General features: G+C 41.0%; 12 protein-coding genes. 7 read left to right on the forward strand and 5 right to left on the reverse strand.

What is annotated here, in order from left to right; all coding sequences use genetic code 11:
• The first annotated feature begins 339 nt into the window (after positions 1-339).
• From AC5JMF_RS23455 to AC5JMF_RS23470, 4 genes are all read left to right on the forward strand, one after another.
• Positions 340-537, forward strand: coding sequence for a hypothetical protein (locus AC5JMF_RS23455; RefSeq protein ID WP_495798111.1), 198 nt, complete (start codon positions 340-342; stop codon positions 535-537).
• Positions 538-787: 250 nt separating this feature from the next.
• Positions 788-1,060 (forward strand): hypothetical protein, encoded by a 273-nt coding sequence (locus tag AC5JMF_RS23460; RefSeq protein ID WP_495798112.1) that lies wholly within the window; start codon positions 788-790, stop codon positions 1,058-1,060.
• Between the two features lie 72 nt (positions 1,061-1,132).
• Positions 1,133-2,836: a DUF3352 domain-containing protein gene (locus tag AC5JMF_RS23465; RefSeq protein WP_495798113.1), complete on the forward strand. Its 1,704-nt coding sequence runs from the start codon at positions 1,133-1,135 to the stop codon at positions 2,834-2,836.
• Positions 2,837-3,200: 364 nt separating this feature from the next.
• Positions 3,201-3,530: an STAS domain-containing protein gene (locus AC5JMF_RS23470; RefSeq protein WP_495798114.1), complete on the forward strand. Its 330-nt coding sequence runs from the start codon at positions 3,201-3,203 to the stop codon at positions 3,528-3,530.
• Between the two features lie 444 nt (positions 3,531-3,974).
• On the opposite strand, the gene AC5JMF_RS23475 is transcribed toward AC5JMF_RS23470, so the two are convergent.
• Positions 3,975-5,423 carry a serine hydrolase domain-containing protein gene (locus AC5JMF_RS23475; RefSeq protein ID WP_495798115.1) on the reverse strand — a complete coding sequence of 483 codons (1,449 nt, stop codon included), beginning with the start codon at positions 5,421-5,423 and terminating at the stop codon, positions 3,975-3,977.
• A gap of 376 nt (positions 5,424-5,799) precedes the next feature.
• On the opposite strand from AC5JMF_RS23475, the gene crtW reads away from it, so the two are divergent.
• Positions 5,800-6,564: a beta-carotene ketolase CrtW gene (gene crtW / locus AC5JMF_RS23480; RefSeq protein ID WP_495798116.1), complete on the forward strand. Its 765-nt coding sequence runs from the start codon at positions 5,800-5,802 to the stop codon at positions 6,562-6,564.
• A gap of 155 nt (positions 6,565-6,719) precedes the next feature.
• Here crtW and AC5JMF_RS23485 read toward each other — a convergent pair whose 3' ends face one another.
• Entirely contained in the window at positions 6,720-7,562 is an 843-nt protein-coding gene (locus AC5JMF_RS23485) for a phytanoyl-CoA dioxygenase family protein (RefSeq protein WP_495798117.1), read from the reverse strand.
• 273 nt (positions 7,563-7,835) lie between these two features.
• Here AC5JMF_RS23485 and AC5JMF_RS23490 point away from each other — a divergent pair, with 273 nt between their 5' ends.
• Together AC5JMF_RS23490 and AC5JMF_RS23495 are read left to right on the forward strand one after the other, a co-directional pair.
• Positions 7,836-8,057 carry an AbrB/MazE/SpoVT family DNA-binding domain-containing protein gene (locus AC5JMF_RS23490; protein ID WP_094327679.1) on the forward strand — a complete coding sequence of 74 codons (222 nt, stop codon included), beginning with the start codon at positions 7,836-7,838 and terminating at the stop codon, positions 8,055-8,057.
• Entirely contained in the window at positions 8,057-8,485 is a 429-nt protein-coding gene (locus tag AC5JMF_RS23495) for a putative toxin-antitoxin system toxin component, PIN family (protein ID WP_495798118.1), read from the forward strand. Before AC5JMF_RS23490 ends, AC5JMF_RS23495 begins: the two co-directional genes overlap by 1 nt.
• A 14-nt stretch (positions 8,486-8,499) precedes the next feature.
• On the opposite strand, the gene AC5JMF_RS23500 is transcribed toward AC5JMF_RS23495, so the two are convergent.
• The 3 genes from AC5JMF_RS23500 to AC5JMF_RS23510 form a co-directional block, all read right to left on the reverse strand.
• Entirely contained in the window at positions 8,500-8,685 is a 186-nt protein-coding gene (locus AC5JMF_RS23500; RefSeq protein ID WP_495798119.1) for a hypothetical protein, read from the reverse strand.
• A gap of 111 nt (positions 8,686-8,796) precedes the next feature.
• Positions 8,797-9,894 (reverse strand): heat-inducible transcriptional repressor HrcA, encoded by a 1,098-nt coding sequence (gene hrcA / locus AC5JMF_RS23505; RefSeq protein ID WP_495798120.1) that lies wholly within the window; start codon positions 9,892-9,894, stop codon positions 8,797-8,799.
• A 381-nt stretch (positions 9,895-10,275) separates the two neighbouring features.
• Positions 10,276-12,275 (reverse strand): ATP-binding response regulator (locus AC5JMF_RS23510; protein ID WP_495798121.1); only part of this gene is annotated, 2,000 nt, incomplete at its 5' end.

Genomic DNA, 12,275 nt, shown 5'->3' on the forward strand with positions numbered 1-12,275 from the left:
AGACAGAGACGCAGAGAAGAGAACGCAAAGAAGGACTTTTGCAAGAGGTCTATTGAATGTTTGATCCAAAATTTACCAAATAATAGCTACGAATGATTTCTACTACTCTCCTAAATAGGGAATTGCTATTACATTCTTGAACAGAGCGCTGTAGCTTTTGATTATTCTCTAGAACATATCAAAAATTACACAGTATGATCCACTTTCATACTTACGGAAGAAGTAATGTATCACTAAAGCAATTGTCATTATATAGGAATATGAGAATCTGGCTTAATTCATGAAATTATTTGCATAGCCAGGAAGGAGCTACTACATTAAACAAGTAGGGATACTTATATGAAACAAACAGAGAACACATCCAATTCTGAAACTACTGATGAAGATTGGTTTAACTTAGGAAAATCTGATGCCTGGGCTAGACGACCCAAAGTACCACCAGAACATGATTCTCAAGCTGCTAGTATGTACGACTTGGGCTACAGTGAGGGAGAGATTAAACATCCGCCAACTGAAACTGTACAAATTCAAAATTGATGAGATTTCAATTCAGTAAATCGCTAAAATTAGATGTTTAAATCGCGCAAAGCCAACCGGATTTGCTCCACACGCCTGCGGTTAACACCAAGATTAGCTAAAAAGTGACCAATCATTCAGATTTCCATTGACCAGGAACACAAAATCATTGATGGGGGTTGTACTCTAATTCCCTGTGATTTCAGCTTTTCCTCGCTTGAATGGCTGTCATCTGATGTTGTAGTTTTGGTTTCAAGTTTGATGGTTGCAGATGAACATAGGAATAATCGAGCCTTACAATAACGGATTTTTAGAAGTTGTACCAGAAGGTGAAAGCAGCGACTATTGGCAAATTGCAGCCATACACATCAATGGTCAAGCCTATTGTCCCACTCCTCAACTTTATCGCTCAGAAAAAGTGGCATTGGTCAAAGCTGCACAAATTTATGATTGGATAGCTGAACACGAACACCAAATTATTAATGGAGTTTGCTACTGCTCTCAATTAAAACTTGTCCTATGGCAGCAATCGAGAGTATCTTAAGTGCATCTTTATGAGAAATTGGTATCAAATCCTTCTCTCTATTGGTGCAATTAATCACATAATCACAAAATTATGATGCTATTACCTGCCGCTACGCTATCGTTGCTTTCTACATTAACAGTTGCTGCTGTTCCTGAAACAAACCAGCCATCTTTATCTTCTGGTGCTATTGTTGCCAATGTCTTGCCAGCTGATACCCCGTTAGTAGGATTAGTTAACACTAGAGCAGAAACTTGGAAAACCTTGGGTCGTTTTCAGTTAGTTCAAAAAACTTGGACAGCAGTGTCACAGTTTTTACCTGTGACCGCCAAGTTTGACTATACAAAAAATGTTGAGTCTTGGCTAGGGGAGCAAGTAACGGTGGCGTTCATGCCCAAGGTGGGATCTACTGTGGCAAGTATAGATGCTAATTTTTTGTTGCTGGCTCCAGTGAAGGATGATAAGCGGTTGCAGCTGTTTTTGGCACAACTCCAAGCAGATACCCAAGGAAGCAAGGTACGACAGTACAAGGGTGTCAATATACTGGAATTAGAAACTCCAGAGGTAGCTCCAACTAAAAATAAGCTACCTCCTTCTTTGCAAAAGCTCCCGAAGTTAAAGAAGCGTGGGGTGGCGATCGCCACTTTTCCAGGATACGTCGTGACTGGAATTACAGCCCAACCCATTGAGCAGTTAATCGATACTGCCCAAGGAAATGCAACTTTGGCGCAAAATCCCCAGTTTCAGCAGACAATTGAACGTTCTCGGTCTGGTAAGGTGCTGTTTACAATCTATGAAAATTTGTCAACATTTGTACCTTTAATCAGCGATATTTCCAAAGATCCCAACCTACCTTTTCCCGGCTTGAGTGTTGATGCCATCAGTCCATCATTAAATGAATACAGTACCATCGATGGCTTCTTGACAGTACAAACAGAAGGATTGCGCTTTCAAGTCAACGCTTATCACCAAACATCTAAATCCGCAAAAGACGACTTAATTACACAAAATCACCAGATGATACTGTCTCGGTTGCCTGCTGCAACTTACTCGGCGCTTACAGGTCGCAACCTTAACCAACAGTGGCTAAAGTTAGCTCAAACCATTAGTACCAAGGCGCAACTCAAAGACCTGTTAGCTACATTCCGCAACTTTTTCCGTAGTAGTACGGGGCTAGATTTAGAAAAAGACATCATGAGTTGGATGGATGGTGAATATGCTTTGTTTTTCTTCCCCACCAAAGGAGGATTATTTAAATTAGCTAGCCCCAATTTTAATTTAGGGATAGGCTTAGCTGTGCAAACGACTAATCGCGCCGCAGCGGATACAACTTTCAAAAAGCTAGATCAATTCATTAAATCTTTGTTAATGGGTGGAATAATAGTTAATACGCAAGATATAAAGGGTCAATCTGTTACTAGTTGGGATTTAGGAGGAGATTCTGCACAAAGCTTACTTGCCTATAGTTGGGTGAATCAGGATACTGTTGTGGTTGCAACTGGATTTAGCGCGATCGCTGATTTAGTACCACAGCCTTATGTGAAGTTGCCTGCAACTTACAATTTCAGGACTGCCACTAATTCTCTTCCTCGTCCGAATCGTGGTTATTTTTACGTAAATATGGGGTCATTTCTGTCATGGTTTTATGGTTTTGTGCCAATCATGTTCAACGACCAAAACTCTCAATCTTGGAAAGAGATTATCGGCTCAATTTATAGCATTAGCGCCACAACTTCTACAACACCAGAGCGAGAACAGTTCGACATCTTGGTTGTCTTGGCACCCTCTAGGAAATAGGGAGTGGGGTGAAAAATCACATGGGGGTTTAACTGGAATGGCGCAGAGATTTTTAGGCGATCGCTCATCTAGAAACGCTGTTGAAAGCGCCTCTCTAAAACCCTCAAATTTTCACTGTTAGTTCCTTATTAGGGAGTATTAAAATATACAATTAATTTATAATTGCTTTGCTGGAGTTTTATCTGCGTAATCTTGCTTATCATAGCACTACATAGAGATTGCAAATCTTCTCTAACTCTTGATATATCGTTATATATTTGCATATTAATACGCAACAATATTGTTACAATTATTGCAATTTAATTAGGCAAGTGTCAAAATAGCAATGTATTATTAGTCAGTAAAATAGCAATTAATCAACACTATGAGTCGTAAAGTTAAAGTAGTAGAAATATCTGGCGTCTTAGATGGTATTCGAGGGAATCAATTACGCCGTGAAGTTAGTGATACTATCGCTGATGGCGCTGATATATTGTTGATCGATTTTAAAGAAGTAAAGTTTATCGATAGTTCTGGTTTAGGTGCATTAGTCAGGACAATGCAGATAGTTAAAAACGCTGATAGCAACCTCTTTTTGTGTTCTGTAAACGATCAAGTCAGGATGTTATTTGAATTGACTAAACTAGATAGAATTTTTCTCACATTTGCTGATCAAGATGAGTTCAATCGTCAATTATTGACATCAATTAACTGATGCGAATAAGGAGGCGATCGTTGAATGGAGAGAATAGAGTTTTATCGTCAATAGACTTCTTGCAAAAGTCGTATGCTACAACTCTCTCGACCAGAGCAACGCAGTGGCTTCCTCAAGTCGGGAAACCCGCCCACGGGGGTGGCTCCCCAAGCCACACTCGCTCTGCAACGCAGTGTCTCCCCAACGCACTGCCTTGTCTTTGCGCTTAAGAAAGCGGGAAGCCGCTGCCTTGTCTATGCGTGTTAAGCTAAAAAACATCTAAATTACATAATCAAATTAAATAAAACTCTTGTGGGGTGGGCATCTTGCCCGCCCTAATTATGCAAGTTATATATGGAACAGCTTAGCGTTCGCGAAGCGTCTCGTAGAGAAGCGGGACGTAGCCCGGTAAAAAAGATTTATGCAAGAGGTCTATTAGTCATAAATGTAATCGTCATCAATACGCTATTCCTCCCCACCTTGCTTCGCGCCTATATGAGGACTTTCGCGTTTCGTTAAAACAGCTGACTGTAGTTGTGAGATAAACCACTCCTGATCCCAAGATTGCGGCAGCTGGGATAAGCCAAGGCGAACAACAACCAGTTTATGGGATGGAATCATCGTCAGAAACTGGGCTTGATGACCTGATGCTATATACATGTCATTTGCAAGTGGGGGAGAAATAACTTGAGTGCTGGCAAACATAGGCGGAAACTTTAACCAAAAATGGGCCCCATACCTTTGCTTGGGATCTGATGGTGTTGGTGTTGTCGAGTATTTCACCCATCCTTCAGGTAGGATACGTTCACCATACCATTCACCATCTTGGAGATAGAGCCAGCCAAACTTTGCCCAATCCCTCGCAGTTGCATACATGAACGATGAACCGACAAATGTTCCTGAAGCATCAGGCTCAAGAATCGCACTGTGCATACCGATACGGTTGAATAAAGCACGGCGCGGGAAGGCAAAATAATCAGCCTCGCCAACGGTGTTACGAATAATGCGTGAGAGAATATTAGTTGTACCACTAGAGTAGTACCATTTTGTATCTGGTTTCGCTTCTAATAACTTGTTAGCTGCATAAGATGCGGCATCGTTGCTATTAAAAAGCATGATTGTGCAGTCTTCTAAAAGATTGGTGTAACTTTCTGTAAACTTCAGACCACTGCTCATTCGCAAAAGCTGATCAAGGGTAATATCCTGTCGAAGATCGCCCGGTTGACTCCATTCGGGTAGAAGCTTGTTGTCACTGAGGGATAGTTTGCCTTGATACACAAGAATGCCAATTAAGGCATTGATTACACTCTTAGTCATCGACCATCCAATGAGTGGAGTATCGCTTGAAAAGCCCTCAGCATAACGTTCAGCGACAATATGACCATCGTAAATCACGACTACTGCTCTTGTTCGACCTAATCGGTTGGGATTAGGCTCAGAAAAAGCAATATCAACAGTTGTATTCAGTTTTGCTATGTCGATGCCAGGGTTAAGATCTTCCGTCTCAACTAATTTTGGTAGCAAGTCCAATTTATCTGGCTGCGGATAAGCTGTTTGTTGTTCCAGCAATTTTTCTTGAGGAAAGTTGTTCACTAAAGTACAACCAAGTCCTGGACGAAAGATAGCCTTGCGTTTGATTAAACCGAATACTGAAGTTGTAACGGACTGTTCTTGGTAGTTAATTTCAGCACTGATGTATTTGAGAAGCGCTAAATCGTCAACTAGTAAATCTTGATTTTGTACTGAAATGGCATCTCGTTGAGAAACAAATACGCCTGAGCAGAGTATTTTGGCTTTATAGGCTATTGCCACAATGGCATATTGGCGAAATAGATAGAAACCGAAGATTAGCACAACGATCGCGATCGCAGCAATACTAAGCTCCCAAAACAGCGGTTTGATCAATGTCTCCATCAGCAACCTCATACACCTGATAACTGTTCACTGATTTAAATATGAGCTAACTCATAGAACTTAGCAGTTGTCTTCCTTAAACTAAGGCTAAATGAACCGGGAAATCACACAACTCACAGAACTTACGCAGTGTCAAGTGTTTCAGCGCGTCAGTCTTAAGTCTTAGAAAGAATCTCAACCGCAAGCAGGTTTTGCTAAGATGGCTAATTGTGCAATACTACTTAAAGTAACTTAACATTTCTACATTATTTTTGAGTTTTTGCGCTGTCTAGTGCAAAACACTGCCCTCAGATAGACTTTTCTTACTGGTGGTTGGTGGTATTTGTCATGACTATGATTTGAGAAGTTTTAGCGAAATGCTACCCGGAGTAAGAACGTGATAGAGTTAGAACAACCGCTTGGTATTCAAATAAAACTAAACCCACTAGTGAAGAATAAATCTTCGTTATTGGGACTTTTCATTGCTAGTTGTATTATTGGCCTATGGGCTATTAGTCTGATTATCTTACTTTGTCTTGATACATCTAGAATTCCCAGTTTTATATTGTGTTTTCTTATAGTTTGGCAAACATTTTTATATACAGGATTATTTATTACAGCCCATGATGCGATGCATGGAGTAGTATTTCCTCAAAATCCTAAATTCAACCATCTGATTGGGTTATTATGCCTAACTTTATATGGTTTTTTACCTTATCAAAAACTATTACGAAAACATTGGTTACATCACCATAATCCAGCGACTCAAGTAGACCCAGATTTTCATAATAGCAAACATAAAAGTTTTTTTGGTTGGTACTTTTATTTTATGAAAAATTACTGGAGTTGGAGACAAATTATTACTCTAACGATTATTTATAACTTTGCTCATTACTTACTGCATATTCCCCATGCCAATTTAATTTACCTTTGGTCAGTTCCGGCAATTTTAAGTTCGTTGCAATTATTTTATTTTGGTACTTTTTTACCTCACAGTGAGCCGATTGGTGGTTACATTCAGCCTCATTGTGCCCAAACTATTAACCGTCCGATTTGGTGGTCATTTATTACCTGCTATCATTTTGGCTACCACAAAGAACATCATGAATATCCTCATATTCCTTGGTGGAAGCTACCAGAAATTTATCAAAAACATCTGTAGAAACGCTGTTTGCAGCGTTTCTTTATAATATAAGTATCTGACTTGATTAATGAAATTATTTGCGTAGATAAGAAGTGGAAAGTAGTGAGTTTCAAGGTATACGGATTTTTTTCACTAAATCAAATATGAGTCCTATGAAACCTGTATTTACCAAATTAACCATAGGCACCACTGGGAAGAAACCCTAACAGTTGCTTCAATCTCTCGTCTGCTTCTTCATAGCAGTGACTTGGCATTTGATAATTCATAAATGGTGCATACTTGTGTCCAACCAGTCTTTTTGCATAAGTAATCTGCGTAATGTAGCGAGTGATAGAGGAAGAGTTTCTAGAACCTCTATGCCATACCTGATTGTTAAAACAAACAGCGGAACCCATTGTTGCTAAGCAGCTATAAATTCGATCTTCATATCCAGAAATATCACCATCGCACAACTTACCAAACAGATGAGATCCTGGAATCACCTGAGTTGGCCCATTTTCTTGAGATAGTACATCTGTTAAGTAGTAATTGACTGTGAATGCAAGAACATTCAAGCGAATGTTAGTTAAGGGTTTTCCATCAAGCGAAATTACATGGGGTGTATCGTCTTGATGCCATGCATTTTTAGCTAATCCGTCAGTTTCTGGAGGAATTTTAAATGAGTTATTGTGAATAACATGAATTATGTTAGCGTTGGGAATACCATCATCCATTGAGTAGCCTGTTCCATTTGCTCCACCAATTAAAAATTCTGCAAACGTCACGATTGGTTCTAAATTAAAAAGCTTCAGGTTCTGCTGAGAATGCTCGAACATTCGCTTCATTATTTTCTTGGATTTCTGATAGTTTTTGCCTTCGTTTTTTTTAAGAGTTTCATCTAAATCATTTCTGAGAAGCTCACATTGTTCGGGTGTCAACACATTAGGAATCACAATAAACCCATGAGTATGAAAATATTCAATCCATTCATTTAGTAGCTCTGTAGTCGGCTGTTTACCAGTTAGATATTCAAGCATTTTCTTCCTTTATTTTTCTTGATATTGACCAAGCCATTTGGGCAGGGACATTGGTGACAAGTTAAAAACAAATGCATTTTGTCAATACGTCCAAGTATAGAAATTAGCCTAATGGCGAGTTGAAGATGCTTTTAATACTGTAAAACGACTTTTAGATTCCAGAGCAGAAGCGAAAGGCGGTTTCGGTGATTGGGTTTTAAATTTAGTAAGGTAGGATGTATATACTCAAGTAAGGATTCCTTACATTTGATAGCAAAGGCTAGGAGGCAAGTCATGCTCGCCAAGTTAACCTCTAAGAATCAACTAACGCTGCCTAAAAGTATTACCCGTGAAATCGGGGAGGCTGAGTATTTTGAGGTAAAGGTGGAGGGTGGGCAAATTATTCTGACTCCTGTAAAAATTCATCGGGCTGATGCGGTTCGATCTAAGCTGGCGGATTTAGGACTGAGTGAGCAGGATGTGGCTGATGCAGTGGCTTGGGCGCGTCAGTCGTAATGGGTTGTCCACGGGTGGTAATTGATACTAATATCATCATCTCGGCCCTGATATTTGGGGGCAGAGTATCTAGGCTTCGTTTGGCATGGCAGGACGATCTCTTCACTCCCGTGGTTTCTAAAGCGACAACGACTGAGTTAATCCGAGTGCTGGCTTATCCAAAGTTTAAGCTCACGCCAACTGAGCAAGAAGATTTACTATCGGATTACATACTCTTTTGTGAAGTTGTAGCGATGCCCGACCGCTTGCCTGTAATTCCTGAATGTCGTGACCCGTTTGATGTGCCTTTTTTACTTTTGGCTGTGGTCAGTGAGGCAGATTATCTCGTGACGGGCGATCGCGATTTACTCAGTCTAAAAGATAATTTTTCTTGCCCGATTATCACGGCTGAAGATTTTCTAAATGTTATTGATGGTCAGTCACCCTAATTTTCCGGTGATGCCTAAATGAGGTATGACGACAAACAATAGACTTCTTGCAAAAATACTTGAACCGTCAGAGACTCAAGTCTCAGCCTAATAGCAAAAGTCCGTTGAAACGGACTAAAAATACTGTTATTAGTCGGTTGAAACCGACTTGAGTTATCAGCCAGAAAATTTATTTTCTGGCGAGTATCCGACTTTTGCAAGAGGTCTAATGAATCGCACAAAAGCAGCATTGCGATCGCTAGTAGTGGTTACAATTTGAAATCTTTATGGGTATTTCCCTGTTCTCTCTTAAATACAGGGTATTTGGGTATTTATTTAAAAGCCTCTGAGAGATAATCGGCAGCAGCAGCCACAACTGCGATCGCACTTTCATAGTTAAGGCGTGTCGGGCCTAAAACTCCTACACTACCCACTGGTATAGAACTGCGGCGATAGGTAGAAGAAATCAATGTGCAGGTACGTATCGGTTCTAGTGGGTTTTCTGTACCGATGCGAACTGTTACCCGTGGCTTACCAACTTCATCTACTTCTGGTTCTTCAAAAATTAATGGCCACAGTTGGTCTTGTTCTTCTTCCAAAAGTTGGATAATTGTTTGCACTTGCTGTAATTGGGAAAATTCGGGTTGACGCAAAACTTCCGCCACACCTCGAACCATAATTTGTGTTGCATTTGGTGCATGAGTACGACGGGCTAACTCTACAATGGAATTTTTGAGAAATTCGCCATAACGTTGAAACTCCCGGTCTAGTTGACTCCAGTCAAGATTGCCTAATTCTAATAAACTGCGTCCCCGCAAGTGACTGTTTAAAAAGTTGGAGACAATTTGTAATTCGCGATCGATTACTTCAGGTTCTGGTTGTATTCCTTCGATCGTCGGTGGCAAATCCATCAACTTAGAATGAGTTTCATAGCCATCTGTGACTACAATCAACATGACTCGCCCAGCTTCAAATTGCACCAGTTGCAGATGTCGCAAAATTGCTGTGGTGGTTTGCGGCATAGTGATCAAGCTAATACACCCACTCAAGGTTGCTAAAATTTGTGCAGCTCCTTGTAGTAAGGCTTCTAAACTCCAATCTTCCCACTGGAGGCGTTTTTGTAGTGCTAGTTCTACCTCTTTTGCTAAAATTTCCGTTCGCGTAGCGTCTTGCAAAAAAGGTGTAATTAGCTGGTCAACATAAATACGATAGCCGGAGTCCGAAGGGACTCGCCCCGCAGAGGTGTGTGGTTGATAAAGTAACCCAGATTTCTCCAAAACACCCATTGCATTCCGAATTGTGGCTGAGCTAACACCCAGATTGTACTCCTCGACCAAAGCTTTTGAGCCAACAGGCTCCGCTGTTGCAATGTAGTGACGTACCGTTGCCCAAAGTATATGCTGTTGTCGATTTGTCAATCGGACTTCCATAGGATGTGTTTTGCTAGACGCAAAGTTTGATCAAATTTTGCAGATATTAAGGATTTGACCGTAAAAAAGATGAATATTAGTGAATTAAGATAGCAAAATATTAATTGTATTGTAACGAATGACAGTAGGATTTGTAATCTCTACTTTATATGACTTGACTTTTGCTAGCAAATCTGCTGATGCAAAACGGTATATATAATAATACTAAAGTAATCAGGCAGTTTTTGTACTAAAAGTTACCAGCTTTTGCTCAAAAACTCGAATTAGTTTCCAAGAATGATGTAGCAAGTGGCATGGTTTCCTCCATGAGCGACTGGCGTTAGAAACCCTCCTTTACTCACTGGACTCACCGCGTCAACCAAAACGCGAAATCTAAAAAACCTACTCATTAGAAAAGCTAGCTACTACTGCTGCCAACTCAAAAGGGTTGATGGGCTTAGCTAGGTGTCTTTGAAATCCTGCTTGCAATGCCTTGTGTTGATCATCTTCTCTGGCAAAGGCGGTTAGGGCAATAGCTGGCAAATGTTTGATATTTCCAGGCAGCTGTCTAACTTTGCGGATTAGTGAGTAACCATCTTCATCTGGCATTCCGATATCACATAATAAAACATCAGGTGCTAGTTGAGCGAATATTTGTAGGGCTTCAGCCGCAGATGCTGCTGTATTTACTTGGGCTTCACACTGCTCAAGAATAAATTTGAGCATTTCACGGGTATCCTCATCATCATCGACCACTAAGATTTGTAAACCATTAAGTGATGGAAACTCATTCGCTTGTCCTAATTTGCTGGGGGTTAACTGCATCGATTGTGGCTTGTCGATGGGTAGCTGCACTGTAAAAGTGGCTCCTTGACCAACACCGTCACTTGCTGCATGGATTGTACCTTTGTGCATGGCGAGGAGATGATGAGCGATCGCTAAACCCAATCCCAGCCCACCGTATTTTCTAGTTATAGTGCTATCTGCTTGACGAAAGCGATCAAATACGTGTGGGAGAAAATCAGCACTAATTCCTTGTCCAGTGTCACTGACAGTGAGTTGAGCTTGGGTATTGACTTGCTCAAGCCAAACCTGTACTCGTCCGCCTTGAGGAGTAAATTTGATGGCGTTGGATAGCAAATTCCAGACTATTTGCTGCAATCGCTCTGAGTCTCCCATCACTTGACCGACAGCAGGGTCGAGAATCGACTCAATAGAGATGAATTTAGCTTTAGCTAGCGGTTGTATGTCTTCAATGACTGCATTGACAACCGTGACTAAATGTACTGGTCGCATATCCAGAGTGATTCTATTCTGAATAATGCGCGAGACATCGAGGATATCATTAATCAACTTGTTTTGGAGTCGGGCATTGCGCTCGATTGTTTCCAAAGCTTTAACTGTATTTGCTGTATCTAGCTGCTGTTTTCTGAGCAGTTGCGCCCACCCTAACATCGAGTTGAGTGGGGTACGGAGTTCATGGGAAACGATCGCCAAAAACTCATCCTTAATTTTGTTTGCTGCTTGTGCTTCAATTCGGGCAGATCGATCGCGTGCGAGGGCAACTTTTAGCTGCTGTTCGCTTTGCTTGAGTTCTTCTTCAGCTCGTTTGCGATCGCTAATATCCTCCATTAACCCATCAACAATGGTTGTGTCAGCAAATTTGGTGAAAGTCTTACTTAGTCGTACCCAGATAATTGTACCGTCGGCTCTTTGCACTTGAATTTCGCGATCGCGGATAATACCATTAGCCTTTAATTGGCCCAGAAGTTCAGTGTAGTCTTGGGGTTGAAAATATGGTTCCAGAGTTTGATTTTCTAAGATTTCCGTCAGAGAATTAATACCCAAAAGACGTAGAAATGCCGGATTACCATCGATTAAAGTGCCATCTACAGTACAGCGATAAACTCCCACATTCAAATTATTCAGCAAAGTTTGCAGACGCCTTTCTACACCTGCGGCTTTGCGTTGAGCCTGGGCTTGTTCCCAGGCACGGCGCACAGCTGCGGGTAAGCGTACATAGTGGTTAGGAGACTTAATCACATAATCATCCAACCCCGATTTCATTGCCTCAACCGCGATTTCTTGTGTACCACTATTAGTAAACATGACCACCGGGCGATCGGGATAGCGGCTTTTAATGGTTCTAAGTACAGTTAAACCATCATTCCAGCGCAGTTGATAATCGGTAATCACCAAATCAAACTGTCCTGTCGTCAATGCTTCATTTAATTCTTGTGCTTGAGTAATCTCTTGGATCTTGAGTTCACAGAGTTCTTGCTCTAGCGCATGAATCGCCAAAAGACGGTCATTATAGCTGTCATCAATCAAGAGAATGCGTAACATGTTGGGGATTGGGGATTGGGGATTGGGGATTGGGGATTGGGGATTGGGGATTGGGG

Source organism: Desmonostoc vinosum (assembly GCF_059505385.1).